This is a genomic window from Streptomyces sp. NPDC001532 (assembly GCF_040298625.1).
Taxonomy (GTDB): Bacteria; Actinomycetota; Actinomycetes; order Streptomycetales; family Streptomycetaceae; genus Streptomyces.
On sequence record NZ_JBEPAL010000006.1, the window covers coordinates 102,519 to 128,928 of the forward strand.

Annotated in this window: 31 protein-coding genes; 3 read left to right on the forward strand and 28 right to left on the reverse strand. The window is 70.8% G+C overall.

All coding sequences use genetic code 11. From position 1 onward, the window contains the following. Window positions 1-6: 6 nt before the first annotated feature. Genes rpsQ through rpsJ form a run of 11 tightly spaced genes read right to left on the reverse strand, consistent with a single transcriptional unit; the run spans window position 7 to window position 5,381 of the window. Complete coding sequence (rpsQ, locus tag ABT232_RS08425) at window positions 7-294, reverse strand: 30S ribosomal protein S17 (protein WP_020941675.1); 288 nt, start codon at window positions 292-294, stop codon at window positions 7-9. Continuing rightward, window positions 291-515 carry a 50S ribosomal protein L29 gene (rpmC, locus tag ABT232_RS08430; RefSeq protein ID WP_007494763.1) on the reverse strand — a complete coding sequence of 75 codons (225 nt, stop codon included), beginning with the start codon at window positions 513-515 and terminating at the stop codon, window positions 291-293. Before rpmC ends, rpsQ begins: the two co-directional genes overlap by 4 nt. Beyond that, window positions 515-934 (reverse strand): 50S ribosomal protein L16, encoded by a 420-nt coding sequence (gene rplP / locus ABT232_RS08435; protein ID WP_009190136.1) that lies wholly within the window; start codon window positions 932-934, stop codon window positions 515-517. The genes rpmC and rplP overlap by 1 nt, the downstream gene beginning before the upstream one ends. A 5-nt stretch (window positions 935-939) precedes the next feature. After that, window positions 940-1,767 (reverse strand): 30S ribosomal protein S3, encoded by an 828-nt coding sequence (gene rpsC, locus ABT232_RS08440; RefSeq protein ID WP_196460385.1) that lies wholly within the window; start codon window positions 1,765-1,767, stop codon window positions 940-942. Continuing rightward, complete coding sequence (rplV, locus tag ABT232_RS08445; protein ID WP_351837660.1) at window positions 1,767-2,114, reverse strand: 50S ribosomal protein L22; 348 nt, start codon at window positions 2,112-2,114, stop codon at window positions 1,767-1,769. Before rplV ends, rpsC begins: the two co-directional genes overlap by 1 nt. 43 nt (window positions 2,115-2,157) lie before the next feature. Further along, window positions 2,158-2,439 carry a 30S ribosomal protein S19 gene (gene rpsS, locus ABT232_RS08450; protein ID WP_023547380.1) on the reverse strand — a complete coding sequence of 94 codons (282 nt, stop codon included), beginning with the start codon at window positions 2,437-2,439 and terminating at the stop codon, window positions 2,158-2,160. Window positions 2,440-2,451: 12 nt separating this feature from the next. Next, on the reverse strand, window positions 2,452-3,288 hold the full coding sequence (gene rplB, locus ABT232_RS08455) for a 50S ribosomal protein L2 (RefSeq protein WP_073940533.1): 837 nt from the start codon (window positions 3,286-3,288) through the stop codon (window positions 2,452-2,454). A 38-nt stretch (window positions 3,289-3,326) separates the two neighbouring features. Next, window positions 3,327-3,746: a 50S ribosomal protein L23 gene (gene rplW, locus ABT232_RS08460; RefSeq protein WP_351837664.1), complete on the reverse strand. Its 420-nt coding sequence runs from the start codon at window positions 3,744-3,746 to the stop codon at window positions 3,327-3,329. Continuing rightward, the gene (rplD, locus tag ABT232_RS08465; RefSeq protein ID WP_351837667.1) at window positions 3,746-4,402 is read right to left on the reverse strand and encodes a 50S ribosomal protein L4; all 657 of its coding nucleotides are present in this window, start codon (window positions 4,400-4,402) and stop codon (window positions 3,746-3,748) included. The genes rplW and rplD overlap by 1 nt, the downstream gene beginning before the upstream one ends. 8 nt (window positions 4,403-4,410) lie before the next feature. Further along, window positions 4,411-5,055: a 50S ribosomal protein L3 gene (rplC, locus tag ABT232_RS08470; protein WP_351837670.1), complete on the reverse strand. Its 645-nt coding sequence runs from the start codon at window positions 5,053-5,055 to the stop codon at window positions 4,411-4,413. Window positions 5,056-5,072: 17 nt separating this feature from the next. After that, a complete protein-coding gene (rpsJ, locus tag ABT232_RS08475; RefSeq protein WP_003948644.1) occupies window positions 5,073-5,381 on the reverse strand; it encodes a 30S ribosomal protein S10 in 309 nt (102 codons plus the stop codon). Between the two features lie 553 nt (window positions 5,382-5,934). Here rpsJ and ABT232_RS08480 point away from each other — a divergent pair. After that, window positions 5,935-6,237, forward strand: coding sequence for a hypothetical protein (locus tag ABT232_RS08480; protein ID WP_351837673.1), 303 nt, complete (start codon window positions 5,935-5,937; stop codon window positions 6,235-6,237). A gap of 19 nt (window positions 6,238-6,256) precedes the next feature. On the opposite strand, the gene ABT232_RS08485 is transcribed toward ABT232_RS08480, so the two are convergent. Continuing rightward, a complete protein-coding gene (locus ABT232_RS08485) occupies window positions 6,257-6,451 on the reverse strand; it encodes a DUF397 domain-containing protein (protein WP_351837676.1) in 195 nt (64 codons plus the stop codon). After that, complete coding sequence (locus ABT232_RS08490) at window positions 6,448-7,326, reverse strand: helix-turn-helix domain-containing protein (RefSeq protein WP_351837678.1); 879 nt, start codon at window positions 7,324-7,326, stop codon at window positions 6,448-6,450. Before ABT232_RS08490 ends, ABT232_RS08485 begins: the two co-directional genes overlap by 4 nt. 123 nt (window positions 7,327-7,449) lie before the next feature. Here ABT232_RS08490 and ABT232_RS08495 point away from each other — a divergent pair, with 123 nt between their 5' ends. Continuing rightward, window positions 7,450-7,881: an ATP-binding protein gene (locus tag ABT232_RS08495; RefSeq protein ID WP_351837681.1), complete on the forward strand. Its 432-nt coding sequence runs from the start codon at window positions 7,450-7,452 to the stop codon at window positions 7,879-7,881. Here ABT232_RS08495 and ABT232_RS08500 read toward each other — a convergent pair. The 4 genes from ABT232_RS08500 to ABT232_RS08515 all read right to left on the reverse strand — a co-directional run bounded on the left by ABT232_RS08500 (window position 7,842) and on the right by ABT232_RS08515 (window position 12,193). Continuing rightward, on the reverse strand, window positions 7,842-8,393 hold the full coding sequence (locus ABT232_RS08500; protein WP_351837684.1) for a hypothetical protein: 552 nt from the start codon (window positions 8,391-8,393) through the stop codon (window positions 7,842-7,844). The genes ABT232_RS08495 and ABT232_RS08500 overlap by 40 nt on opposite strands. Then, on the reverse strand, window positions 8,390-10,459 hold the full coding sequence (locus ABT232_RS08505; protein ID WP_351837687.1) for a hypothetical protein: 2,070 nt from the start codon (window positions 10,457-10,459) through the stop codon (window positions 8,390-8,392). The genes ABT232_RS08500 and ABT232_RS08505 overlap by 4 nt, the downstream gene beginning before the upstream one ends. A gap of 2 nt (window positions 10,460-10,461) precedes the next feature. Then, window positions 10,462-10,881 (reverse strand): hypothetical protein, encoded by a 420-nt coding sequence (locus tag ABT232_RS08510; RefSeq protein WP_351837690.1) that lies wholly within the window; start codon window positions 10,879-10,881, stop codon window positions 10,462-10,464. A 136-nt stretch (window positions 10,882-11,017) separates the two neighbouring features. Next, window positions 11,018-12,193, reverse strand: a complete 1,176-nt coding sequence (locus tag ABT232_RS08515; RefSeq protein ID WP_351837693.1) for a hypothetical protein — start codon at window positions 12,191-12,193, stop codon at window positions 11,018-11,020. A gap of 171 nt (window positions 12,194-12,364) precedes the next feature. Between ABT232_RS08515 and ABT232_RS08520 the strand changes: the two genes are divergently transcribed. Beyond that, entirely contained in the window at window positions 12,365-12,940 is a 576-nt protein-coding gene (locus ABT232_RS08520) for a hypothetical protein (protein WP_351837695.1), read from the forward strand. 20 nt (window positions 12,941-12,960) lie between these two features. Here the strand turns inward: ABT232_RS08520 and ABT232_RS08525 are convergent, their stop codons facing one another. The 11 genes from ABT232_RS08525 to ABT232_RS08575 form a co-directional block, all read right to left on the reverse strand. After that, the gene (locus tag ABT232_RS08525) at window positions 12,961-13,410 is read right to left on the reverse strand and encodes an FAD synthase family protein (RefSeq protein ID WP_351837698.1); all 450 of its coding nucleotides are present in this window, start codon (window positions 13,408-13,410) and stop codon (window positions 12,961-12,963) included. After that, window positions 13,410-14,987 (reverse strand): fibronectin type III domain-containing protein, encoded by a 1,578-nt coding sequence (locus tag ABT232_RS08530; RefSeq protein WP_351837701.1) that lies wholly within the window; start codon window positions 14,985-14,987, stop codon window positions 13,410-13,412. Before ABT232_RS08530 ends, ABT232_RS08525 begins: the two co-directional genes overlap by 1 nt. Window positions 14,988-15,066: 79 nt before the next feature. Further along, window positions 15,067-16,644: an oligosaccharide flippase family protein gene (locus tag ABT232_RS08535; protein ID WP_351837704.1), complete on the reverse strand. Its 1,578-nt coding sequence runs from the start codon at window positions 16,642-16,644 to the stop codon at window positions 15,067-15,069. Further along, window positions 16,641-18,323 carry a hypothetical protein gene (locus ABT232_RS08540; protein ID WP_351837707.1) on the reverse strand — a complete coding sequence of 561 codons (1,683 nt, stop codon included), beginning with the start codon at window positions 18,321-18,323 and terminating at the stop codon, window positions 16,641-16,643. Before ABT232_RS08540 ends, ABT232_RS08535 begins: the two co-directional genes overlap by 4 nt. Next, window positions 18,320-19,753 carry a hypothetical protein gene (locus ABT232_RS08545; RefSeq protein ID WP_351837710.1) on the reverse strand — a complete coding sequence of 478 codons (1,434 nt, stop codon included), beginning with the start codon at window positions 19,751-19,753 and terminating at the stop codon, window positions 18,320-18,322. Before ABT232_RS08545 ends, ABT232_RS08540 begins: the two co-directional genes overlap by 4 nt. A gap of 151 nt (window positions 19,754-19,904) precedes the next feature. After that, window positions 19,905-21,110, reverse strand: coding sequence for a glycosyltransferase family 4 protein (locus tag ABT232_RS08550; protein ID WP_351837713.1), 1,206 nt, complete (start codon window positions 21,108-21,110; stop codon window positions 19,905-19,907). A gap of 46 nt (window positions 21,111-21,156) precedes the next feature. Further along, the gene (locus tag ABT232_RS08555) at window positions 21,157-22,137 is read right to left on the reverse strand and encodes an NAD-dependent epimerase/dehydratase family protein (RefSeq protein WP_351837716.1); all 981 of its coding nucleotides are present in this window, start codon (window positions 22,135-22,137) and stop codon (window positions 21,157-21,159) included. Between the two features lie 62 nt (window positions 22,138-22,199). Then, window positions 22,200-22,982 (reverse strand): CDP-alcohol phosphatidyltransferase family protein, encoded by a 783-nt coding sequence (locus tag ABT232_RS08560; protein ID WP_351837719.1) that lies wholly within the window; start codon window positions 22,980-22,982, stop codon window positions 22,200-22,202. A gap of 3 nt (window positions 22,983-22,985) precedes the next feature. Then, the gene (locus tag ABT232_RS08565; RefSeq protein WP_351837722.1) at window positions 22,986-24,149 is read right to left on the reverse strand and encodes a glycosyltransferase; all 1,164 of its coding nucleotides are present in this window, start codon (window positions 24,147-24,149) and stop codon (window positions 22,986-22,988) included. Further along, complete coding sequence (locus tag ABT232_RS08570) at window positions 24,146-24,733, reverse strand: LbetaH domain-containing protein (RefSeq protein WP_351837724.1); 588 nt, start codon at window positions 24,731-24,733, stop codon at window positions 24,146-24,148. The genes ABT232_RS08565 and ABT232_RS08570 overlap by 4 nt, the downstream gene beginning before the upstream one ends. A gap of 159 nt (window positions 24,734-24,892) precedes the next feature. Continuing rightward, window positions 24,893-26,365, reverse strand: coding sequence for an exopolysaccharide biosynthesis polyprenyl glycosylphosphotransferase (locus ABT232_RS08575; RefSeq protein WP_351837727.1), 1,473 nt, complete (start codon window positions 26,363-26,365; stop codon window positions 24,893-24,895). Between the last annotated feature and the right edge of the window lie 45 nt (window positions 26,366-26,410).

Sequence of the window (26,410 nt, forward strand, 5' to 3'; positions counted from 1 at the left end):
AGGAAATTACTTGGCCTTCTCGAGGATCTCGACGACGCGCCAGCGCTTCGTCGCGGACAGCGGCCGGGTCTCCATGAGGAGGACGCGGTCGCCGACACCCGCGGCGTTCTGCTCGTCGTGCGCCTTGAGCTTGTTCGTACGGCGGATGACCTTGCCGTACAGCGCGTGCTTGACGCGGTCCTCGACGGCGACGACGACGGTCTTGTCCATCTTGTCGCTGACGACCAGGCCCTCACGGGTCTTGCGGAAGCCGCGCGCCTCGGTGTTCTGCTCAGTCACGTTGTTCTCGCTCATGCGTTCTCCACCGTTTCGATGCCCAGCTCGCGCTCGCGCATCAGGGTGTAGATCCGCGCGATGTCCTTACGGACGGCCTTCAGCCGACCGTGGTTCTCGAGCTGACCCGTCGCCGCCTGGAAGCGGAGGTTGAACAGCTCTTCCTTGGCCTCGCGGAGCTTCGCCAGAAGCTCCTCGTTGCCCAGCTCGCGCAGCTCGGACGCCTTGGTACCGGCCGACATCACGCTTCACCTGCCTCGCGCTTGACGATCCGGCACTTCATCGGCAGCTTGTGGGCCGCACGGGTCAGCGCCTCACGGGCGATCTTCTCGTTGGGGTACGACAGCTCGAACATGACGCGTCCGGGCTTGACGTTGGCGATCCACCACTCCGGAGAACCCTTACCGGAACCCATGCGGGTCTCGGCCGGCTTCTTCGTCAGCGGGCGGTCCGGGTAGATGTTGATCCAGACCTTGCCGCCACGCTTGATGTGACGGGTCATGGCGATACGAGCCGCTTCGATCTGGCGGTTCGTGACGTACGCCGGGGTCAGCGCCTGGATGCCGTACTCGCCGAACGCAACCTGCGTCCCACCCTTGGACATACCGTTGCGCTTCGGGTGGTGCTGCTTGCGGTGCTTGACCCTACGGGGGATCAGCATTTCGGTCAGGCCTCCGTTCCGGTGCTCTCAGCCGGAGCGGCGGCAGCGGGAGCCTCGGCCTTGGGGGCCTCGGCGCCGGCAGCCTGCTGCGGCTTGCGACCGCGCCGCTCGCCACCACGGCCACCACGGGCCGGGCGGTCGGAGCCGCCACCGCGAGCCGGGCGGTTACCCGCACGGGCGGCAGCGTTCTCGGCGCGGACCTCGGCGATGTTCTTGACGTCGCCCTTGTAGATCCAGACCTTCACGCCGATGCGGCCGAAGGTCGTCTTGGCCTCGAAGAAGCCGTAGTCCACGTTCGCGCGGAGCGTGTGCAGGGGCACACGGCCCTCGCGGTAGAACTCCGAGCGGGACATCTCGGCGCCGCCGAGGCGGCCACCGCACTGGATCTTGATGCCCTTGGCGCCCGCCTTCATCGCCGACTGCATGCTCTTGCGCATGGCACGGCGGAAGGAGACACGGGAGGAGAGCTGCTCGGCGACGGCCTGGGCCACCAGCTGAGCGTCCGTCTCCGGGTTCTTGACCTCGAGGATGTTCAGCTGGACCTGCTTGCCGGTCAGCTTCTCCAGGTCACCGCGGATGCGGTCGGCCTCGGCGCCGCGGCGACCGATGACGATGCCGGGACGCGCGGTGTGGATGTCGACGCGGACGCGGTCACGGGTGCGCTCGATCTCCACCTTCGAGATGCCGGCGCGCTCCATGCCGGACGTCATCATCCGACGGATGGCGACGTCTTCCTTGACGTAGTCCTTGTACAGCTTGTCGGCGTACCACCGGGACTTGAAGTCCGTGGTGACACCGAGCCGGAACCCGTGCGGGTTTACCTTCTGGCCCATTACCGGGTTCCTTCCTTGCTGGCGACGACCACGGTGATGTGGCTGGTCCGCTTGCGGATCCGGTAGGCACGGCCCTGGGCACGCGGACGGAACCGCTTCAGGGTCGGACCCTCGTCGACATAGGCCTCGGAGATGTAGAGGCTCTCAGCGTCGGTGTGGTCGTAGTTGTGCGCGGCGTTGGCAATGGCGCTGTCGAGCACCTTGCCGACCGGCACGGAGGCTGCCTGCGGAGCGAATCGCAGAACAGCCTGGGCCTCCGTGGCGTTCATGCCACGGATGAGGTCCACCACGCGGCGGGCCTTCATGGGCGTGACGCGGATGTACCGCGCCTGGGCCCTGGCTTCCATGGTTGTCCCTTCAGTTACTTACGTGTCTGAATGCGATCCGCTACTAGCGGCGCTTCGACTTCCGGTCTTCCTTGACGTGACCCCGGAAGGTACGCGTCGGCGAGAACTCACCGAGCTTGTGGCCGACCATCGACTCGGTGACGAACACCGGGATGTGGGTCTTGCCGTTGTGCACCGCGAGCGTGTGGCCGAGCATGGCCGGCACGATCATCGAGCGACGGGACCAGGTCTTGATGACGTTCTTGGTGCCGGCTTCGTTCTGGGCGTCCACCTTCTTGATCAGGTGGTCGTCGACGAAGGGCCCCTTCTTCAAGCTACGAGGCATCTCAACCCGTCCTTAGCGCTTCTTGTTCGTCTTGCGGCGGCGGACGATGTACTTGTTCGACGCCTTCTTGGGCGAACGAGTACGGCCTTCCTTCTTGCCCCACGGGGAGACCGGGTGGCGGCCACCGGAGGTACGACCCTCACCACCACCGTGCGGGTGGTCGACCGGGTTCATGACCACACCACGGACGGTCGGGCGAACGCCCAGCCAGCGCTTACGGCCGGCCTTACCCCAGTTGATGTTGCTCTGCTCGGCGTTGCCGACCTCGCCGACGGTGGCGCGGCAGCGCACGTCGACCAGGCGGATCTCTCCGGACGGCATGCGGAGGTGGGCGTAGGCGCCCTCCTTCGCGAGCAGCTGCACGGAGGCACCGGCGGAGCGGGCGAACTTGGCACCGCCACCGGGACGGAGCTCGATCGCGTGGATCGTGGTACCGACCGGGATGTTGCGGAGGGCCAGGTTGTTGCCCGGCTTGATGTCGGCCCCGGGACCGTTCTCGACGCGGTCACCCTGCTGCAGGTTGCGCGGGGCGAGGATGTAGCGCTTCTCGCCGTCGGCGTAGTGCAGCAGCGCGATGCGCGCGGTGCGGTTGGGGTCGTACTCGATGTGCGCGACCTTCGCCGGCACGCCGTCCTTGTCGTGACGACGGAAGTCGATCACGCGGTAGGCGCGCTTGTGGCCACCGCCCTGGTGGCGGACGGTCACACGACCGGAATTGTTACGGCCGCCCTTGCTGTGCAGGGGACGGACCAGCGACTTCTCCGGCGTGGACCGCGTGACCTCGACGAAGTCGGCGACGCTGGAGCCACGGCGGCCCGGCGTAGTCGGCTTGTACTTGCGGATTCCCATTTCTCAGTCCTCGTCCGATATCGGACGATCCGACCCGCTTACGCGGTCGGACCGCCGAAGATGTCGATACGGTCGCCCTCGGCAAGAGTCACGATCGCGCGCTTGGTCGCCGCACGCTGGCCGAAGCCGGTACGGGTCCGCTTGCGCTTGCCCTGGCGGTTGATCGTGTTGACCCCGGTGACCTTGACCGAGAAGACCGCCTGGACGGCCTGCTTGATCTGGGTCTTGTTGGCGCTCGGGTCGACGATGAACGTGTACTTGCCCTCGTCGAGGAGCGCGTAGCTCTTCTCGGACACGACCGGCTTGAGCAGGATGTCACGGGGGTCCGTGTACGCCTTGCTCGCCGGGGTGACGACGGTGTTCTTGCCCTCGGCCTCGTGGCGACGCGCCTTGGCGACGCGCGCGGCCTTGGCGGCCTTGGCGGCCTTGGAGGCAATGGCGGGGTGACGGATAGCCATCAGGCCTCGCTCCCTTCGGTGTCATTGGCCTTCGGGCCGGACACGAAGGACTCGAAGGCGGCCTTGGTGAAGACCACGTCGTCGGAGACGAGAACGTCGTACGTGTTCAGCTGGCCCGGCTCCAGGATGTGGACCTGGGGCAGGTTGCGGGCGGACAGCCACGCGGCCTCGTCGGCGCGGTCGACGACCAGGAGCAGGTTCTTGCGCTCGCTGATCTTGCCGAACAGGCTCCGGGCGGCCTTCGTGGACGGGGTGTCGCCCTCGATCACGCCGGTGACGACGTGGATGCGGTCGTGGCGCGCCCGGTCGGTGAGGGCGTGACGCAGAGCGGCAGCCTTCATCTTCTTCGGGGTGCGCTGCGAGTAGTCGCGCGGCACGGGACCGTGCACGACGCCACCACCGGCGAACTGCGGCGCGCGGGTCGAACCCTGACGGGCGCGACCGGTGCCCTTCTGGCGGTAAGGCTTCTTGCCACCGCCGCGGACCTCGCCACGGGTCTTGGTCTTGTGCGTGCCCTGACGGGCGGCAGCCAGCTGCGCGACGACGACCTGGTGGATCAGCGGGATGCTGACCTTCTCAACGCCGAAGATCTCCGCGGGGAGCTCGACGGAACCGGCCTTGTCGCCCGCCGGCGAAAGGATGTCAACAGTGCTCATCGGTTACCTCAGGCCCCCTTGGCCGCGGTGCGGACCAGGACGAGGCCGCCGTTCGGACCGGGAACCGCGCCCTTGATGAGCAGCAGACCCTTCTCCGCGTCAACGGCGTGGACGGTCAGGTTCTGGGTGGTGACCCGCTCGTTGCCCATACGACCCGCCATGCGGAGGCCCTTGAACACGCGGCCCGGGGTGGCGCAGCCACCGATGGAACCGGGCGAGCGGTGCTTGCGCTGGGTGCCGTGTCCGGCGCCGAGGCCACGGAAGTTGTGGCGCTTCATGACACCGGCGAAGCCCTTGCCCTTGCTCTTGCCGGTGACGTCGACCTTCACGCCGGCCTCGAAGACCGCGGCCGTGACTTCCTGGCCGAGCGTGTACTCGGAGGCGTCGGCGGTGCGGATCTCGACGAGGTGACGACGAGGGGTGACGTCGGCCTTGGCGAAGTGGCCCTTGAGGGGCTTGTTCACCTTGCGAGGGTCGATCTCGCCAAAGGCGATCTGGACCGACTCGTAGCCGTCGACGTCGTTCGTGCGGACCTGGGTGACGACGTTGGGGCCGGCCTTGACGACGGTGACCGGAACAACACGGTTGTTCTCGTCCCACACCTGCGTCATGCCGAGCTTCTCGCCCAGGATGCCCTTGATCTGCTTAGCCATCTGTCAGATCACCGGCCTCAGAGCTTGATCTCGATGTCGACACCGGCCGGGAGGTCGAGTCGCATCAGAGAGTCAACGGTCTTGGGGGTCGGGTCGAGGATGTCGATCAGGCGCTTGTGCGTGCGCATCTCGAAGTGCTCGCGCGAGTCCTTGTACTTGTGCGGCGACTTGATGACGCAGTACACGTTCTTCTCAGTGGGCAGCGGCACCGGGCCCGCGACCGACGCACCAGTGCGGGTCACCGTCTCGACGATCTTCTTCGCCGAGCTGTCGATGACCTCGTGGTCGTAGGCCTTGAGCCGGATGCGGATCTTCTGTCCCGCCATGGCTACTCAGTAGTCCTGTCTCTCTAACGCTCCGGAACCCGGAGTTGTCTTCACTTTCTCCGACCCACGCGGTCGGGCGTGTCGCGCTCCCGCTGACACAGATGTCCCTTGTTCGAACATCCCTGCGGGGAATGCACACACGGCCCTACCGGAACCGCAAGCCGGAGGCGAAAGACCCACCGGGTGCCTGGCCGGTGCCGCACTGACACTTCCCGGAAGATTCCCGTACGTCCGCCCCTGATCAGGGGCGACGAGTACTGTGGGACTCGCTTCCGGTCCTCCCGGCGGGAGGCGCGCAGCATCAACACTCGACCGAGCAACTCGGACAGTCTGCCATATGGGGCAGGCCGGGCGCCAATCGAGCCGGAGAGAATACCCCGAGGGTGACGAAGGTCAAACACCTGGCAGTCTGACGGGCATGAGCATGATGACCGGGTCGTGGGTGCGGCGCGGCCGTCCCGGCCGGTGAGCCTTCTGGCTGACCTACGACGACGGGCGCGGCGAGCAAGCGCGAGAGCGGAAGGCCTGCGCGGGCCTGGTCACCGGCCCGGACGTGATGGACCTGCGCCACGACACGGTCCGGGCCACGACGGACCGGACCATCGCCCAGGAAGCCCTTCTCCTACGACTCGGGCGAGCGGGACGTCACGCCGTCACCGTCCGCTCGGAGTGCGCCGGCGCCGTCTCGTCCGAAGCACCCGGCCTGCTGACCGTCACGGCACGCGCCGACTACGACGCCGACTTCGGCGACAGCGCGCTCACCCGCTCCCCCTGGTGGCTGCGCACGACTACGTACTTCGGCGCCGACGCCCGCTCGGTCGGTCGCCGGGAGGACGTCCTGCGGGCCACCTCGTGAAGCCACCGTCGGCTTCTGCCTACCGGGACTGACCGGCGTACGAGACGAACCCGGCCCAGGCGGCGGGAGTGAGGGCGAGGCGGGGGCCGGCGGGGTGCTTGGAGTCGCGGACGTGGACGGCGTCGGGGGCTATGGCGATCTCGACACAGCTGTCGCCGTCGGGGCCGCTGCTGTGACTGCTCTTGAACCACGCCGGTTCAGGCTTGCGGATCATGTTTCTCCCAGCACGTGCTCGACAAGGGCCAGCGACTCCCCAGGCGGCAGAGCCTGAGCCCGGATGGTGCCATATCGCAGCTCAAGGATGCGCAGCTGACGCAGATCAGTGACGGGTCGCCCGTTGAACGCGCCGTCCGAGCGCCCGACGGCGGTTCCGTCCTCGAACTTCAGCAGCTCGATCCTGCCGCTCATGCCGGGGTGCGCCGCGCTGTCCATCGGCATCACCTGGAGGGAGACGTTGCTCAACTGGCCCACCTCCAGCAGGTGTTCGAGCTGCGACCGTCGAACCATTGTGCCCCCGACCTTCCGTCGGAGCGTCGCCTCTTCCAGGACGAAGCTCAGCGCCGGTGCGGGCGATCGCTCATACACCGCCCGCCTGGCGATACGGGCCGCGACCCGTCGCTCCAGATCCTCCGGCGAGTAGGCGGGCTGCCATGACCGCAGCAGCGCACGGGCGTGCTCAGGCGTCTGGAGCAGACCGGCGATGTTGCTGGTCTCGTACACGCCGATCTCGACCGCCCTCGCCTCCATCTCCGCGAGGTCCCGCACCTTCTTCGGGTACCGGACCTTCCTCACGTCCTCCTTCATCGCGGCCAGAAGCCCCCGCGCGCTCAGCACCTCGTCCGCCCTGTCCAGGAACTCGGGGCGGGGGATCCGCTTCCCCGCCTCGATCTTGTAGACCATGTCCTCGCCGTACCCGACCGCTGTCGCGAAGTCGGCGGCGCGCATGCCCACGGACTCGCGCCGCAGCTTCAGCTGCCGTCCGACGGTGGCGACGACCGCGAGGCCCCACTCGTCGTCCGGGTCGACCTCCCACCCCGGCTCGTCCGCCTCGGTCGTGAGCCGACCCGCGTCACTGTCGACCGCCACCATGCCGTGCCCCTCCGTCCCACCGCCCCGACAGACCCGGACACGGCCGGACGAGCACTGGACAGTGACCCTACGTATCAGCTCGATCACTTATCACGGTAAGCGCAGGCCGCCACGCTGAGTGACGTGAATCAGGAAATCGCTGTCCGCAACCTCGGCCTGCAACTGTCGTCCACACCGCGCGGAGCCCGCCTGGCCCGCCTGCTGGCGGCCGAGCAACTCCGCTCGTGGGGCCTGCCGGCGCACCCGGCGGATCAGATCGTCGCGGAGCTCGCGGCCAACGCCGTCACGCACGGGCGCGTGGCCGGACGAGACTTCCGGCTGTTGCTGTACGTCGTCGGCGGCACGCTGAGGATCGAGGTCACGGACACGCGCGGTGACCGGCTGCCGCACGCCGGGGCAGCCGGCTCCGAGGGCGAGGGCGGGCGGGGTCTGCTCCTCGTGGAGGCGTACGCCGACCGCTGGGGCGTGACCCTGGGCCCGGCTCCGCGCAAGACCGTATGGGCGGAGGTGTGCGCTCAGTCACAGTCCAGGGTGTCGAGGGTCGCCGGGAAGTAGGAGCGCAAGAACTTTTCGAGGCTCGGCCGGTAAGTGACCCTTGTCTGATCAACGCCGTCGAGAAGCACCGAGAGAGTGAAGTACGACCCCTCGGCCGTGGTGCAGGGGGCGGTGGCAATGGCTCCGTTGTTGCCGATCACCGCCCGGCTCTTGGGGACCTTCACTCGCTCGGGCACCTCAAGGAAGGAGACGGAAGAGTGCGACTCGGCGATCCGCAGTGGATCGATCCGGTCCGAGTGCCAGGCGAATCTCAGCCGGAGGGCGGATTCTCCTCCCGCGGTCACCAGACACCAGGACGACGGCTTGGGGTCGTTCCGGTCCACGCCGTCGTCCTGGGAGACGTCTCCGTCGGCTGGAAGCAGCGGCTCCAGAAACTCGGCACCGACCCGCGTACCGCACAAGGAGTCGGGCAGCGTGCGCTCATCACCCCGCCCAGCGAGCCACACTCCAGCGAGGACGACGAGAACCAGCGCCACGACGCCGGGGACGGCGATGCGCGCAGGGCGACTCATGACGCCCCCGCAATGCCGGAGACACCCTGCGCGTGATAGATCCCGCTCTGCGCTGCACGTTCGATCTCGTCAGCCGGCAGGTAACCAGCACCCTCACTACCGTCGTGCACCAGTGCCCATTCCCGAGCCAGGGCAGTGAGCTGCCCGTTCCTCTTCTCGAAGTGAGCGACGTTGTCTTCGGTGGCCTGATCGTCGAGCCTCTTCTGCTCGTCCTCCAGCCACTTCTCGGTGACGTAGTCGACGCCTTGCTGCACCTTGTCCGCGACCATCGGGATGTAACTGATGGCCTCGTCGATCAGCGGCTTCGCCGCGAACTCCGCGGTTTCAGGGTCCCCCTGCGCCTGGATACGCGCCTCCTCCAGGAAACCGACCGTGCGACCGGCCCGCGTCAGTGACTCCTTCGATCCGGACTGGCCGTTGTCATGGATATCGGCCACCATCGCCTGGTTCAGCCCGCCGTTCAGCGTGCTGTAAGCGTCCTGGTCCTTCGAGACCTGCTTGGTGACTTCGAAGAGGTCGGTCTGGTTGAGCGCCGATCCGGCCATGTCGACCTCACTCATGGCCTTATGGACCGTGTCGCCGTGGTTGACGAGGATGTTGGCCATCGGCTGCCGCAGCGAGGCGGGGAGGTCGTCGCCGCTGTCCGCCGTGTACGTGAGGACGGACTTGAACACCGCGTCGTTCTGTTTGCTGTGCTCGACGTAGCGGGCGTTCCCGTCCGACGGGTCGATGCCGGTCGCCGCGGCTTGGAGAGCCGCTCCGAGGCCGGCGCGGGTGTCGCCGTCCTCGCCATGCGAGTAGGTGCTGACCTTCGGGCCCTCGCGTTCGTGGAGGGTGACGTTCCAGTCGCGGTCCTCGATGAGGTACTTCAGCTTCTCGTCGGAGCCGAGGTAGCGCGCCGCGGCGTCCGGGTCGTGGCTCATGATGCCGAGCATTCCGTCGACCGGGTCGTTGGCGAACCAGCCGTCCCGCTTGCCGCTGTACTCGCCCTTGAGCTGCCAGATGTAGGGGTCCCTCCGCTCCGCCGCGATCATGTCGTCGGTGAGGTCGCCGAGCATCTCGGGCGCGTAGCCGTGGCCCTTCTGCATGAGGGTGACGAGCGACTGGTAGCCGACGGCCTTGTCGAGGCGCGTGCCCTGGACGTCGGTGCCGTGGCGCTCGACGCCGGCCGAGCGCATGTCCTCGCGCCAGTCCTCGTACCAGGGCGACTTGGTGTCCCTGGTCGCCGAGGCGAGGGCGTCGGCGAGGCCCGTCTCGATCACCGCGTAGTCGCCGGCGCGGTCGCCGCCGCGTACGTGGATCAGGTCGTTCAGCTGGTTCGTCAACTCGATCGTGCCGGTGGCGCCCAGACCGTCCAGGAGAGCCCGGGAGAACGCGGGGTCGTCGCTGTTGTCGCGGAAGGTCCGCCTCAGCTCGGCGATCTCCTTGTCGGTGAGAGTGCCGCCCTTGCCGAGCTTCGCCAGTGCTTCCTCGGCGGCCTGACCCTCGTACTTCTCGATGTCGCCCTGCGCTTCGCCGTTGAAGCCCTTGCCGCCCGCGATGACGCCGGAATCGACCACGACTGCCTGGAGGGCGATCCGTACGCCGTCGTCCGCGTCCGTGACGTCCTGGACCGCCTTGTTGATGCGCTCCTGCCAGGACCGGACGGCCTCCAGGTAACCAGGGTCGTGATGGACGGCCTTGCGTTCCTGCTCCGTCATCCGCTCGATGTCCAGGCTGACGACGCCCTGGTCGGAGACCTTCATACGCGCGTCGACGGCTTCCTGCCGCGCGGTCTTCAGCCGGCCGCGCAGGTCGGTGAACTGCGTATGGGCGTCGCGCAACAGACCGGCGACGGCCTTGGCCTCGGTCTGGGCGTACTGGAACTGCTTGAGCGTGACGTCGAAGCGGTTGTCGGCCGCCTCCGCGCTCAGGCCGATCCAGCCGTTGCCCATGGAGATGCCGTGGACGTCCCGGCGGTAGGCCTTCTCCTGCTTGGCGAACTCCTCCGCCATGCCGTCCCAGCTCTTCGCGGCGGTCGTCAGCGCGGAGAGATCGGTGGTCATGATCTCGTGGTAGGTCGGCATGTCTAGCTCCGCCCCCGCGAGTACGTGTCGAAGACCGAGAGCCGGGTGACGCCACCTCGAACCGCGAGGTCGGTGCCGGTGAGAGTGGTGTCGGCCTGCCGCAGTTGGTCCTTCTCCGCGCCGAGTCGGTCCATGAGGTTCTTCACCTGGTCGTGCCAGGTCTCATGAGCCTTCTTCAGAGCCGTCGACGTGTCCCAGCCGTCTCCGTCCTTGGCGCGGAACGCCTTGACCGCGCTCGCGGTGTCCTCGTCGGCGTGCCGTCCGGCTTTCCCCGTGTCCGGCTCGATGTGGTCCTGAAGGGCCTTCGCCGCGGCCTTCTTCTCGGCTGGCGTCGACACCAGGTTCTTGCCTCCGCCCGCGGGAGCGCCGCCGCCCCCGCCCTGGTCGGCCGGAAGCTGGTTCAGTCTCGTCCCCGTCGTCACCCGGCGCCTCCCTGTGTGCCTGGTCTCCGCTGCGCCCGCGTCGAGCAAATTCGCGGGGGCTACTTCCGATACGGCGTTCCGCACCGTATCGCGATCACCGCAGAGAGGCATAAGCCGGTCATCCGGCCTCTTTCCATCAGCTTCGCGTCACCGTCCCGCAGTCCCCGCCCTCGAAGACCTCGCCCAGCGGAGTCTCCAGGTCGTAGGGGTCGTGGGCCTCGCCGGTGGGTGGGGTGGCGGTGGGGGCGGCCGTGGGGAAGGACGGGTGGAGCCAGCCGCCGTCGTTCTCGCAGGCGACGTTGAAGAACGCCGAGTCGTAGCGCTCCACCTGGAGCTTTCCGGGTGTGATCGTCCAGCGGGACGGGTCGGACAGGAGCATGGTCAGTTCGCGGCGGACGATGGTGCGCGAGATGCGGTCGGCGCCGGAGTCGGCGCTCGTCATCGGGTAGACGAAGGTGTAGTCGGCGCGCACCCGCACCTGGCCCCGCTTGCCGGCCTCGTAGGTCATGCGGCCGCGCACCTTGACGACGTCGCCCACGGGGCGCACCTCGTCCGGGTCGAAGCGGGAGAAGAGGTTCACCGGGTCGTGGTCGCGGTCCGGGGAGCGCAGGGAGCGGCGGGCGTCCGCCAGCATGTCCGGCTGCTTGGGGTCGAGGAGCGACAGCGCCTCGGCGGGCTGTCCGCCGCGGCGTACGGCCGGGTCCAGGTTCGCGGCGACCAGGAAGTCCTTGGTCCGGCGGAGGGCCTGCTCCACCTGGTCCTTGCTCATGTCGCCGACCGCCTTCGCGGCGGGCAGTTCGATGGCGTCCGCGCCTTCGGCCCACGAGCGGGCCGGTGAGCCGCGGAACGGGGCGTCCAGGGTGGGTCCGCCGCCGGAGGCGGGGGCGACGGGGGATGCCGCGGACGAGGGGCCCTCGTCACCGCCGGGCAGGTGGTCCAGCAGCAGTGAGGGGCGGATCGCGACCACCGCGAGGGCCACGGTCAGCAGTACGCCGACGACCGCTCCGAGCCTGCGTCTGCGGCGGGCGCGGCCGTGGGTCTCCTCCCACGTCGGGCCCGTACGCCATCCCGGCGGCTCCGCGGGCTGCGGCGGTCCGGCCGGCTTGCGGCCCCACCGGCCCGTACGTCCGGCCCGCGCCGCCTCGTCGTCCTCCCGCAGCCGTCGGGCCACCATCCGCGCCCGCGCCGACGGTTCCTTCGGCGCTCCGGCCCCGCCGCCCTCCGCGGCCTCGCGGAGGAACGCCTCCAGCTGCTCGTCGGATATCGAGGGCTGATCCTCGCCGGGCTGCTCGGAAGGCGGGACGGTACTCACGGGCTCGCTCTCTGGCAGGGAATGGGCAGTGCGCTGATCATTCCTAGGCGGTGGCAACCGGTTGCACAAGCGGTTTCAGGGAGAAATGAGTTCGGCTACTCAGACCGGCCGGGTATCCGAGCCCTGCCCGTCCGCGTGCCCGGCGGCTTCGATCGTCGTATGCGCACTCCGATGACTCGTCGTCCCCACCCCGCAGTGCCGCGCGCCGTTCTCCCCGCGGTGCTCGGTGTCGTCCTCGTCGCCCTGCTCGGTCTGGGCGCGTCCGCCTGCCAGTCGGTCGCGGTCGGTCCGGTGCTGTCGGCCGCGGAGTACCGGGAGCGGGTGGCCGGGACGGAGGCGGCGGGCGAGCGGGCGCTGGGTGATCTGGAGCCGGTGCCGGTCGAGACGGGCGGCGGCTTCCTGGAGGAGGCCAACGGCTCCTGCGTGGACGACTTCGGCTTCGACGAGACGGGCGTCACCCGGGATGAGCCGACGTACGAGTGGGCCCTGGAGTTCGCGGACCGGGACGCCTATCTCGCGGCGGTGGAGAACCTGCACCGCCTCTGGAGCGAGCGGGGCTACGACGTCGAGCGCGTCGAGCCCCAGCCGGATGTGGACCTGCCCGGGGTCACCGCCACCGACGACGACGGCGTCGAGCTGACGCTCGCACCGGACTGGTACACCGGGAAGCCGGTGCTGCGGGCGGACGGCGGCTGTGTCCGGCACGAGTACAGCTTCGCGGACGAGGAGTCCTCGTCCGCTCACTGAGGCTCACCGAGGCCCATCCGCTACTCCAGTGCCGGCTCGGCCTGCGCGGCGAGCAGGTCGAGCGCGTGGCGGAGCAGGGTGCTGGAGGTGTGGGCGGTGTAGGGGAAGTAGACGACCTCGACTCCTACCTTGGAGAACTCCGCTTCCAGCTTGTTCCACACCTCGGTGCCGAGCCAGTCGTCGCCCTTGAAGATGACGTCGAAGCGGACGTCCTGCCAGATGGCGATCTTGTCGTCCACGGTCGCGACGTAGGTGTCGTCGACGTAGCGCACGCTGCGGACGATCTCCAGGCGTTCGGAGAGCGGTACGACGGGCGGCCGGCCCTTCAGCCGCACCACCAGGTCGTCGGAGCAGACCCCGGCGACGAGCCGGTCGCAGTGCTGCCGGGCGCGGTGCAGGATGTTGAGGTGGCCCACATGGAAGAGGTCGAAGACCCCGGGCGCATAGCCGAGACGTCGGTGTTGTCCCATCAATGCTCTTCCTTCGGCCGCTCGTCCGCGGCCGTGGCCTCCGTGCTCGTCGTGGTCGCCGTGGCTCCCGCGGTCACGTCGAGCTCCTTCGACCTGGGCGAGGAGTTGTCCCCGTCGGTGACGGCGATCGCGTAGCGGTGGCGCGAGCCGGGGGCGACGGTGTCCGTGAAGGTCATCTCGGGGCGGTCCCACGAGGTGGAGCGCCGGGTCGGCTCGGCCACCAGGCGGCCGTCCCGGTAGATCAGGTAGGTGAGTTCCGCGTCGTCCCGGTCCCAGGCCGCACGCCAGGTGAGCGTGATCCGGCCGGGGGCCGACTCGGTGGCCTTGAGCTGCGGCGGGGCCTCGGGGGCGCCGGTGTCGGGGCCGGCCGCGAAGCGGGTCAGGCCCTGCTGCGGCCGGTTGTTGACCTTGGTGAACTCGCCGCCGGCCCACAGGATGCCGTCGGCCACCACCAGGGTGCGCGGGCCGTTCTGCTCGCCGATCCCGCCGTCGGTGTCGGGGAACCAGTGCAGGATGCGGCGGTCGCGGACGGACTGGGCGAGGAAGTGCTGGCGGTTGTCGTGCTCGGGGAAGCCGCCGGGTGTCTCGCTGCAGTTGTGGGCGTGGGAGCCGCTGTAGAGGACGCCGTCGTGCACGGCCACGGTCTGGGTGGCGCCCAGGCAGGTGTCCTTCCACACCATCTCGTCGTCGGCGAGGCGTCCGGCGAGACGGCCGTCGAAGATGCCGGTGCCCCGGCCTTCGGCCGCCACGTAGAAGTTGGTGGCGTCGCGGGTCAGCCCCTTCACCGACGACCGCTTGGGCAGCCAGCTCGGGAAGGAGGCGACCGTGGCGCCGGTCCTGGGGTCGAGTCCGACCAGCGCCTGCTGTTCCGCGCCGTTCGCCTGGTGGAAGTCGCCGCCGACGAGGAGCTTGCCGTGGTCGGGTGCGGCCATGATCGCCCGTACCGGTCCGTCGAGGTCCGCCGTGAACGGCAGCAGCTTCCCGGCGGGGGTGAACGAGGCGATGTGGGTGCGGCGCTGTCCGGATGCGAACAGGAAGTCGCCGCCCAGGTAGACGGCCGAGTCCGTGGTCTCGATGGCCCGGACGAACGAGGACATGGCGGGCCGGAAGTCCCTGCGCAGCGAGCAGTCGGCCGTGTCGAGCGCGACCGCGCTGGCCACCGGCGTGTCACCGGCCTTGTTGAACGACCCGCCGACGAAGAGCACCTTGCCGTCGCGGGACGCCTTCAGCGCGCGGACGGTGTCGCCGCTGCCGGTGAACGTCGGTGCGCACGGCAGCAGTTCGCCGGTGACGGCGTCGAACGCGGCGAAGTTCCGGCGTGCGACGTCCTGTTCGCCGGGCTTCGCGCCGGGCGGGCGGACGCTGTCGAAGGTGCCGCCGACGTAGACGACGCCGCGGGTGTACTCGACGGACCAGACGATGCCGTCGGTCTGCCAGGTCGCCAACGGGTCGGCGGTCAGGGTCTCCTCGTCGCCGTCGGCCGCCGAGGCCGAGGCGGTGATGAGCGAGGCGGCCGCCAGGAGGGCCACAGCGGCGGCCGTGGTGGCGCCCCTCGTCGTCGTTTTTCGCAGGCGCATGGAACATCCCGGGTGGCTGGAGGTATGGGGAGGAGGAGAGGAAGCGAAGAAGGCGCTGCGGCTCTTTTTCCGAGCGGCCTCAGGTGGCGCGTTCACGCAGCACACCGACGAGTTCGCGGACTCCCAGCGGGGTACGAAATCGCCACAAACCTATACCGAATACGCACAATCCCAAGGTGATTGCGACGGCAAGTCCGACAGTCGTGTCACCTGCCAGCAGCCTGGCGGGAAGCAGCAGCGGCACCGTGAGGCACAGCCCGGTGACGGTCGCCAGCACGTAGCCGTCGTCGACGACCGCGAAGCCGGGATGGCGCCGCACCAGCACGGCCGACACCAGGTTCTCGACGACGACCGCCGCGCCCCAGGACAGGGCCGCCCCGAGGACGCCCAGCCGCGGCACGGCCAGCACGCCCACCGTCAGCTGCACCGTGAACGCGGCGCCGGTGACCGCGAGGTGCCAGGAGCTCTTGCCGGCCATCAGCAGCACCGTCTGGGCGTTGCCCACACCGACGTTGACCGCCGAGGCGACGCAGAGCACGACCAGCGCGTCCGCGCCCTGCTCGAACTCCGGCCCGAACAGCGACAGTACGGTGCCCGGGAAGCTGGTGAGCAGGGCGAGCAGCGGCCAGGAGAACAGCACGATCCAGCGCGTCGAGACGCGGTGCAGCTGGGCGGCCTGTGCCAGGTCACCGACGGCGAGCAGGCGGCTGATCTCCGGGGCCACGGCCAGCCGGATGGCGAGCTGGAGGAGCGTCGCCGCGACGATGACCCGGCCGACGGCGGTGTAGATGCCCGCCTCCTCGCTCGTGCCCAGGCTCGACAGGAGGACGACGCCCACCCACACCGAGCTGATGTCGAAGACGGACGAGATCGCCCGGGGCGCCGAGAAGGCCCAGAACCCGCGCCGGGTGACGGGCGGTTGGGGTTCGAGGGCGCGCTCCGGCTCCGTACGGCGCGGGGACACAGGGCGGCCGGGTGTCGTACGACGGCATCTGCGCAGCGCGAACCAGGCGATGACGACGCCGGCCAGGGAGGGAACGAGCCAGGCGGCGGCCAGGCTCAGCACGCCCGGCGCGAGCAGCGCGACCGGGACGGCGATCAGCACCCGCAGCACGGGCTTGCCGATCTGCTCGACGCCGACGAACGGGACGACGGTGCCGTATCCCTGGGTGGCGCCCAGCAGGATCAGGGTGACCGTGGCCAGTGGGAGGACCAGGGCGAACAGCCGGACCAGGGTCACCGCGTCGGCCGGGTCGAGGTTCGGCAGCAGTCTGGTGGCCGTCCAGGGCGACAGGAACAGCACGGCGGCGGCCGCGGTGCTCACCACCGCCCCTGGCAGCAGTGCGCTGCGCAGCAGCGCGCCGATCTGGCGGCCGCCGCTGGTGGCGAGGTCGCGGGAGACGAAGCGCACCAGCCCGGTGTCGGCGCCGATCTTGCAGGTGTTGCAGAGGATGGTGAAGACGGCGACGCCGGTGAACACCGCGCCGGCCCCGTACGCCCCGAGCGCGCGGGTGATCAGGGTGACCAGGACGTAGCCGAGGACGGCGTTGACCGTCGCGCCCAGAAAGCCCCACCAGCCGCCGCGCGCGGTGGCGGCGATCCCGCACCGGGCGGCCGGCCCGCCGGTGGCGGGTACGGCCATTCCGGAGGCGCTCATCGGGAGACGCTGAGGGTGTCGTCCTGCACGGGCGCGGGCAGTTCCTCGACCAGGTCGTCGCCCGGCGTGGCCGGCGCGGCGGACGTGTCCTTGCCGAGCCGGCGGGACAGTCCGCCGCCGCCGTCGCGCCGGAACGGGCCGCGTCGTCCGCCGTCGTCGAGGACCGCGCCGACGATGTGCCCGCCCGCGCAGTCGATCAGCTCGCGGACCCGCTTGAGGTCGTCACGGCGGGAGCGGTCCAGGCCGCCCACCACGAGGACGCCGTCCACGCGCTGGGCCACCGCGAGCCCGTCGGCGTGTTCGAGCAGCGGCCGGGTGAGCACGAGCGCGGACACCTCGGGGCCGGCGGCGGCCAGGGCCCGCGTCACCGCCGGGGAAGCCGGGCCGCCGTCGCCGTCGGTGCCGCGGCTGCCGGGCAGGAGCGTGAACCGCCCGGCCGTGCCGGCGTCGACGACGACCGTGCCCTCGGGGGCGTCGGCCGCCAGCGGGAGCCGGGCCGGCAGGCCGGGGAGGCCCGCGCCGGCGTCGACCAGCAGCACCTCGTCGCCGGCCTCCGCGAAGGCGGCGGCGAGGTTCACCGCGGCGGCCTCGGCGTGCGGGTCCTGCTTGGGTGCCACGACGAGGAGCGTGCCGGCCAGGCCCCGGCCTTCAGCGGCACGACCCTGTACGGCACGACCCTGTACGGCACGATCAGCACCGCCGCGCTCCCGGCCGCGGCCCTCCCCGGCCTCCGCCGTGCCTCGGCCCGCTCCGGCGCGGAGCCGGAAGGCCAGGGCCCGATAGGCCTCCGCGCGGCTGCCGCCGGAGCGGCCGACCTGGAGCAGGTCCGGGCCGGCGTCCGGGCCCGGCAGGATGCCCAGCACCGGGGCGCCCAGCGCGTCCTGCACCTCGCCGACCGAGCGCGCCCGCGGTTCCAGGGCGGAGCGCAGCCAGGCGGCGAAGAGGCCGAGGAGGAGGCCGCTGAGCAGGCCCAGGGCGACGAGCCACGCGGGGCCGGGTCCGGAGGGTCCCGTGGGCGGCTCGGCCCGGCGCACCACGTCCCCGCCTGAGGTGTCGTAGGACCTGATGTCCGAGGCGCGCCGTTGCAGCAGGCCGATCTGGTCCCTCAGGCCCGCGGCCGAGGCGGACTCGTCGGACTTGGCGTCGGCCTGCTTGTCCAGTGCGGCGATCTGCCGCTCGAGGCCGCCCGTCATCCGCTCGATCATGGTCTTGGTGCGGTTCTGGCGGTCGGCGAGGTAGGCGTCGGCGAACGCGTTGGTCACCCGGGCGGCCCGCTGCGGCGTGCCCGCCGTGTACTCGAAACGGAGCACCTGGGTGTCCGGCGGGTTGGTGACCCGCAGGTCCTCCAGCAGCGCGTCGGCGCGGGACGGCTGGCGCAGCGCCCGTGCCGCGCGGTCGGCGACGGTGGCGCTGAGCGCGATCTGCCGCTCGGTGCCCATGCTCAGCTGGTTGTCGGCGGCCACGCCGAACGTGCTGAACGGGTCCGTCCGGGAGCGGACGAGCACCTCGCTGGTGGAGCTGTAGCTGCCCGCGCGCAGCAGCACCAGCAGCAGTCCGCCGAGCAGCCCGAGGACGACGCCCGCCGCGATGGTCAGGCGGTACCGCAGCAGCCGGCGCAGCTGGTCGCGGAGCTGGTCGGGTTCGTCGTACCGGTCGTCGAAGGTGGCGGGGCTGGTCACGATTGCCTCCTGTGTCCGGGGATGGGAGCGTCGCCCGCCCTCGCGGGCGGCCGCGCCGGGAGCCGGAAGGGGGCCGACCGGGCGACGGCGCGAGTGGTGATGAGGAGCGGGACCGCCAGGAGCAGCAGCAGGGGTCCGACGATCGCCATGAGGCTGCCGCGCAGCAGGATCAGCTGGTAGAAGGCGAGCGCGGGGACCAGGAGGACCGCCAGCGTGCCCGGCTGGTCCCCCAGTCGTGCCCGCAGGTCGTCCATACGGCGTCCGGTGAGGCCGAGCAGGCAGAAGACGGCGGCGACGCAGGGGGCGCCGCCCCAGAGGTAGGTCTCGATCCACAGGGGTGCGGAGAGGTTGTGGAAGTCGTAGCCCGCGTACTGGGCGAGTTCGATGCCCGTGGTCTGCGGCTTCTCCGGCCACAGGGTGCGGGGCACCATGAACAGCGCGGGACCGAGCGCCGCCGACGGCGAGAAGCCGTTGTCCCTCACGTAGTCGATGCCGGTCTGCATCTGCTGGAAGGCGTCGTAGTCCATGGTGGTGCTGAACTGTTCGGTCAGGGTCAGCAGCTGGACGGCTTCCCGCTCGTCGTAGCGGAAGTAGTCGCTGTACGGGAAGACGAACAGCACGCCGATCGTGAGGGTGGCGGCGGCGGCGCGGAAGGCGCGGGGGCTGCCGAACCGGCGCCAGGCGAAGAGCAGGACCAGCAGGACGGTCCCGGCCCAGAAGCGGGGCCTGCTGACCGGGTTGTTGACGATCACGTTGAGGACGAGGAGGGCCGGGAGCAGCAGCAGGCGCGCTCCCTTCAGCAGCCGGTCCCCGCCGGGCCGCCGGGGCAGGTGCAGCAGGGCCACCAGGCCCCAGAAGGCGGGCACAGCCACGGCCCACACCCGCAACGCCCGCTCCGAGTCCCCGTCGGCGCCGGTCTGCCGGATGGCCTCCCTGCTGGTGAAGAACGCCTCCAGGCCGCCCTGCCGGGGGATCACCAGGACGGCGAGCACCAGGGCCAGTCCGCACAGCAGCAGGACGGGCAGCGGCGTGAGCCGTCGGGAGAGCAGGGGTTCGAGGAGGGCCGGGCCGTCGACCGCGCGCCGGGCGGCGAGTGCCGCGCCCGCGCTGTAGGCGAGGAGGCCGAGTTCGGTGAGGGCGGCGGCGGCGAAGGCGGTGGTGGCGCCGGTCCGGTGGTCGAGCGGATAGGTGTCGGTGGCGAGCATGGCGAGCGGGGCCAGGCCGAGCCACACATAGGCGAAGAGCCAGAACCCGAAGGCGACGAGACGGACGGAGGTCGCGGTGAGGACCCGGGTGAGGGCTCCTCCGGTGTGCGCGACGACGACGCACTGCACGGCGAGTGCCGGGCCGATGCGCAGGTCGGGGGTGAGCAGGATCAGGGTCGGCAGCAGACCGATCAGGAGAGCGGCCCAGCAGCACACGGCCGCCACGCAACGCTGGTGACTGCCTGGCACCTGCACCCCCGAGAGAACCCGCAAAAAGGAACAAAACGGTCGCCAAGGGATTTATATCCGCAGTTCACCTGCGGGTCAGGAATTTCGACCGTATTCCAAAGGGTGTTTTGTTTGCCAGAAATTGCTATTACTGCACAATATGGGAGCCGCTGATGGCGCTCAGAATCTCCTCGAATCGTGAGGCGCAGTTCTCCAGAGCGAATTCCCGTTCGGCCAGTGCGCGGCTCTCCTTGCCCAGGGCCTCGGCGCGCACCGGGTCGGACAGCACCTCGCGCACCCAGTCCGCGGCGGCGTCCAGCGAGGACTCCTGGGGCGGCAGTACGGCCGAACCGGCCTCGCGCAGCAGCTTCGCCGCCAGATTGTCCGCGGGCATCAGGCCCAGCACCGGGCGCCCGGCGCACAGATAGGACAGCGTCTTGGACGGCACCGAGAACTCCCCGGCGTCCGCCGCCAGCAGTACGACCAGGACGTCGCCCGAACCGAGCACCTCCGGAAGCCGCTCGTACGGCTGGAACGGCAGCAGGGTCAGCTCGACACCGCGGGCGGCGGCGGCCTCCCGCAGGACCGGTACGGCCGGGCCGTCGTTGACCACCACCAGCCGGACCCGCTCGCCCCGCTCCCGCAGCCGCTCGGCGAGCCGGACGAGCAGGACGGGGTGGTGCTTGAGGCCGAGGGTGCCCGAGTACAGCACGGTCCGGACGCCGTCGAGGCCGTGCTCCGCCGACCAGGCGTTGGCGCGGGCCACCGGCCGGATCTCGTCCAGCGGCGCCCAGTTGGGGATGACGGTGACCTTGTCCGCCGTACCCCACTCCCGGTGCACCCGTGTGAAGGAGTCGGCGATCACCACGATCGCCGCCGCCCGCCGTGCCGCCCACCGCTCGCCCCGCGCGAACAGCCGGGCGGCGACGCCCATCAGCCTGGAGACCCCGGCGGCGGCGAAGGTCCGCAGCGCGATGGCGGTGACGTCCTGGTGCCACAGCGCCCAGGGGATCCGCAGCGCCCCGGCCGCCAGCGCCGCCACCACCAGCGTGGGGACGGGCAGATTGCCGAGCAGGGCCACGTCGGGCCGCTCGCGCCGTAGCTGCCGGGCCAGTTCGAGGCCCAGGCCTGTCTCCTGGAAGAGGCGGTGGACGTAGGCGTCCTTGCGCAGCGCGGTGCGGTCGCCGATGGTGACGAACCGCAGGCCGTCGGAGGCGTCCGCGGCCAGGTTGCCCTTGCCGGAGACGTACGCCACGCAGGTGGAGTGCGCGACGTCGTGGCCGCGGCGGGCCAGTTCGCGGCTGAGCTGGGCCTGGAACGGGTGGCCGCTGTAGTCGTGGACGAGGATCTTCATCGGCTGCTCTCCTGCCGGACGCGGGCGGCGCGGACGCGGACGCGGATCAGCGGCCGGCCAGCTTCACCTGGTCGTAGACCCAGGCGTAGGTCTTCTCCAGGCCGACGGCGAGCGGGATCGACGGCTCCCAGCCGTGCAGTTCGCGGATCAGCGTGTTGTCGGAGTTGCGGCCGCGCACGCCCTGCGGGGCGTCCAGGTGGTAGGTGCGCTCGCAGCGGATGCCCGCGATCTCCTCGACCGCGTCGACCAGTTGGTTGATGGTGACCAGCTCGGAGGAGCCGAGGTTGACCGGGGTGCTGCTCGACCCCTTCATGATGATCTGGGTGCCGTGCAGACAGTCGTCGATGTACATGAAGGACCGTGTCTGGAGGCCGTCGCCCCAGATGTCGATGCGGTGGTCGCCGGAGACGACCGCCTCGGCGATCTTGCGGCACACCGCGGCCGGCGCCTTCTCCCGGCCGCCGGTCCAGGTGCCGGCCGGGCCGTAGACGTTGTGGTAGCGCGCCACCCGGCAGGTGAGGCCGTAGTCCTCCTCGAAGTGCCGGCACATGCGCTCGGTGAAGAGCTTCTCCCAGCCGTAGCCGTCCTCGGGCTGCGCCGGGTAGGCGTCCGCCTCCTTCAGCGCGGTGACGTCCGGGTCGGCCTGTTTGCCGGCGGCGTACACGCAGGCGGAGGAGGAGTAGAAGACGCGCTCGGTGCCGGCCTCGTGCGCGGCCTTGAGCATGTGCGTGCTGATCAGCACCGACATCATGCAGGCGGCCTTGTTGTTCTCGATGAAGCCCATGCCGCCCATGTCGGCGGCGAGCAGGTACACCTGCCCGGCGTCCCGGACGGCCGCGCGGGCCTCGTCGAGGAGCGACAGATCGGCGACGGTGTTCTCCGCCTCGGGGTGCACCTGGTGCCACTCGTTACGCGGCTTGATGTCGACGCATCGGACGGTCAGCCCCTGGCCCAGGAGGTCGGCGGCGAGGTGCCCCCCGATGAATCCCCCACCTCCGGCGACGACGACGTCCACGTGCTTGCCCATGGCAGCTCCTTCGAGGAATCCGGCGGAATCTACCCCGAAGGTTAAGCACCCTTTGTCCGCATTTAGGCGATATTGCTTGCGCCTTCGTGTCGCACAGTCCTCGACGGCTCCGTCCGAGGACGCCCGGACAGCTCCCGGAACCACTTGGCCACGAACACCGGCAGCAGCAGCACATGGGCCGCCAGCAGCGTGACGTACAGCGCGAAGAACAGCCGCTCATCGCCGAGGAACAGGAAGACCAGGCACAGCAGGCCGTAGTCGAGGGGCAGCAGCGCCACCGCGCGCAGGGTGGACGGCGGCGGCACCGCGGCGGCCCGCCCACCGGCCGCCACCGCCGCCTCGGCCGCCCGCCTCCTCAGCTGCTCCGCCAGGATCCCGCCGAAGAACAGCAGGACGGCGACGAACTGGAAGGCGATCGGAAGGAGCAGCAGAGCGGGGCGCGGCAGGTCGAACCAGCGGTAGCAGGAGATCAGCACCGCCGCGTGGATGCCGAGGAGTTTCCCGCAGTCCATGAGGTGGTCGAGCCACTCCCCGGCCCTGCTGGTCGACCGGTGCAGCCGGGCCAGCTGGCCGTCCGCGGAGTCGAGCGCGAAGCCGAGGGCCAGCGTCACGGCCACGCACGCGCCGAGCGTGCGGGACGGCGGCAACAGCGCGGTCGCGGCGATGGCCGTGAAGGTGACCAGCGCGCTGACGGCGGTGACATGGTTCGGTAAGAGCCCCGCCCGGTGCGCCGCGGCCGCGAGCACCCGGCCCGCCGGCCGGTTGACGAACCGTGCGTAGAGCGACACCCCACGGGCGGGTTTCTGCGCCTGGGAGAGCTGCCGCAACGCGTTGGAGAAGTCCATTCCTCAACCTCGTACCTGGAGGGGTTCCGGCCGGCCCGGGTCTCGGGGTGCCGCGCACAGCCGCCCGTAGATCTCCTCCAGCCGGTCCGCCACCGCGTGGACGGAGAAGGCATCCGCGACGGCCCGCCGGCCCGCCTCCGCCATGGCCCGGCGCCCGCTCTCGTCACCGAGCAGAGCGCACACCGCGTCGGCCAGCTGCCGGGGGCTGCCGTCGGTGACCACCGCCGCTCGCCGGCCGGCCAGTTCGTCCGCGATGCCGCAGGTGTCGGTGCACACCACCGGGGTGCCGGCGGACAGGGCCTCGATCAGGGTCATCCCGAACGGCTCGTCCACGCTGGGCAGCACATAGACCGCGGCCCGCTCGTACGCCCGGACCGCCTCCGCGTGCGCCAGCGCGCCGCCGTAGGAGACCACGCCCTCCAGTCCGCGGGCGGCGATCAGCCGCAGCACCTCCGGCAGCGCGCCCTCGTCCGCGCCGTAGAGGGTGAACCGGGCGCCGGGCACGGCCTGGTGGACCAGCGCGGCCATCTCCACGAACGCCTCCGGGCGTTTGCGCGGATGCAGCCGGGCCAGGAACAGCACCTCCTGCCCGCGGCGCGGCGGCACCTCCTCTCCAGGGCGCCGCGGCCGTACCCCGTTCGGCACGGTCAGCAGCGTCGGGCCGTCCGCGCCGACGACCTCGGCCACCTCCCGGCGCTCCCGCTCGGTGAGGACCAGGCAGCCGCGCGCCTGCCGCAGCAGGGGCACGTACACCCGGTCGAAGAGCCGTGCGACGGCCGAGCGCCGGGGCTGGATCATGCCGTGCGTCTGCGCGACGAACCGCTTGCGCCGCAGCACGGCGACGGCGAGCGCCGCGAGGGAGACGAGATCGCGTCCCGCGTGGACGTGGACCACGTCGGCCCGGCCCATGGCCCGCCACAGGTCCAGGGCGAGCAGCGGATGCATCAGCCCGGTGAACCGGCCGGGCAGCAGCCGGCGCGCCGGGCGGCTGCGCAGCGGTACCGGGCCGAGGCGGGCCGGCGCCGGCCGGCGGCCGCGCCACAGGGCCACCAGCGTCACCTCGTGGCCGCGCGCCGCGCACTCCTCCAGCTGCCCCGCGGCCACGCTCGTCGGACCGCCGTACGCTCCGTCGTCGCTGACCAGCGTCACCACGTGGACCACTCTCATGAGCCGGCCCCCGCGGTGACGACCGCGCCCGGCGCGAGATCGCGGTGGGCGACCGCGCAGGCACCCACCACCGCGCCCCGGCCGACGGTGACCCCGCGCAGCACCACGGACCGCGCCGCGACCCAGGCGCCGGGCTCCAGCCGGATGGGCCCGTTGTCGAACTCGAAGGTGGGATGGCGGTGCCGGTGGCTTCCGGTGCACAGCAGCGCGCCCTGCGAGACGCACACATCGCTGCCGATGGTGATCTGCTCCAGGTTGAGCAGCCAGGCGTCCTCGCCGATCCAGACGTCGTCGCCGACGCGCAGCCGCCACGGCCAGTGCACCCGGACGCCGTGCCGGATCAGCACCCGCCGCCCGACGCGCGCGCCGAAGGCCCGCAGCAGGGCCGGCCGCCAGCGGGCCGGGAACCACCACTTGACGAAGACGAGGTGGAGCACGGCGAACCAGGCGGCCTGCACGAGCAGCGGGCGCCCCTTGTCGTATCCGGCTCCCGTGAAACCCCGCAGGGAACGCTCCACGACGGCCCTGACGTCAGCCTCCTCCGCCCGGTGGCCCGGATCGGGCGGCGCTGCGGTCTCTGTCATGGCGATGACCTTCCCGGTCTGAACGATTTGCGCATTTTCGTACGTCGCTGTGGGGCACGTTGCTACGGAGCACGGGGCCCGGGCCAGCACATCACCGCGTGTCGGCGGCCTGCTCGACCGCTTGGAAGAGCCCCGCGGGCCGGCTCGCCCGACCGGGGCTCAGTAGGCGCCGCGTCCGTCCAGCACGGCCCGGACGGTGCGGGCCATGACGGTCATGTCCCAGGTCAGGGACCAGTTGTCCACGTACCGCAGGTCCAGTGAGACGGTCTCGTGCCAGGACAGGTCGGAGCGGCCGCTGACCTGCCACAGCCCGGTGAGACCGGGTTTGACGCTCAGCCGGCGCAGCTCCACCGGGTCGTAGCGGGCGACCTCCTCGGGCAGCGGCGGCCGGGGGCCGACCAGCGACATGTGCCCGAGCAGGACATTGACCAGCTGAGGAAGCTCGTCGAGCGAGTAGCGGCGCAGGAACCGGCCGAGCGAGGTCACCCGGGGGTCGCGGCGCAGCTTGAACATGGGTCCGTCGTGTTCGTTGACGGCCGCCAGGTCGCGCTTGAGCAGGTCGGCGTCGACGACCATGGTCCGGAACTTCCACATCGGGAACGGCGTGCCGTCACGGCCGATCCGGGTCTGGCGGTAGAGGACCGGGCCCGAGGAACTCGTCCGCACGGCCAGCGCGAGGAGTGCGAACAGCGGGGCGAGCGCGGCGAGCAGGAGGAAGGCGCCCACCCGGTCCGTGAGGGCCTTCAGCAGTATCGGAAGACCGCGCCGGGTCGGCGGGGAGACGTGCAGCAGGGTGAGTCCGGCCGCCGACGTCAGCCGGACCCGGCGCCGGGCCACCTCGGTGAGGCCCGGCAGGATCATCAGCGGATGGCCCCGGTCGTGCAGGGCCCAGGACAGCCGCCGCAGCCGGTCACCGGCCAGTTGCCGGCCGGTGGCGGCGAAGACCAGGTCGGCGCCGAGCGCCTCGGCCGCGTCCGCCACCGGTGCGGCGTCCTCGTCGATGCCGGCCGGCCGGTCGGCCGTGAGCCGGGCGGACACCGGCACCCCGGACAGCACCCCGCCCTCCCCCACCACGCAGGCTCCGACCGCCACATACCCGTGGTCGGTCCGCTCCGCGAGCTGCCCCACCACGGCGTCCACCGCCTCCGGCTCCCCGACGACGAGGACGCGCCGGAGTCCGCGGGCGCGCCGCCGTACGGCCATCAGGCGGCGGTGGATCGCCTTCCGGCAGACGACGGTGACCAGCAGCGAAGGACACAGCGCGACCGGGAGCGCGGCGGGTGCGCCGCCGGCCCCGGTCACCGCGCTCAGCACCGCCAGCGCGCCGAGCAGCATCAGCCAGTCCCGCACGACCGGCCCGACCGGCGCGCCCTCGTCCCAAGTCCAGGGCGCGTACCGCTTGTTGGTGAGGCCGATGAGCACCCAGACGACGGTGATGGCCAGCGCCTGCTGGACGGGGTGAGGCTCCGCGGCCGCGAGGAATGTCAGCGCCGTCGGCAGCGCCACGGCGGCGGAGTCGGCACAGACGGCGAGCGGCACGTACCGCTCGGCTCTCGGGCTCTTGCGCGAGGTGGTCCGGTGCGGCGTGAGGGGGACCGCCTGCCCCGTCGCCGCGCTGCTGAACTGCCGCATGGCTCTCCCTGTGACCCCCGGACCCCGACGAGGACGTAGGGCGGG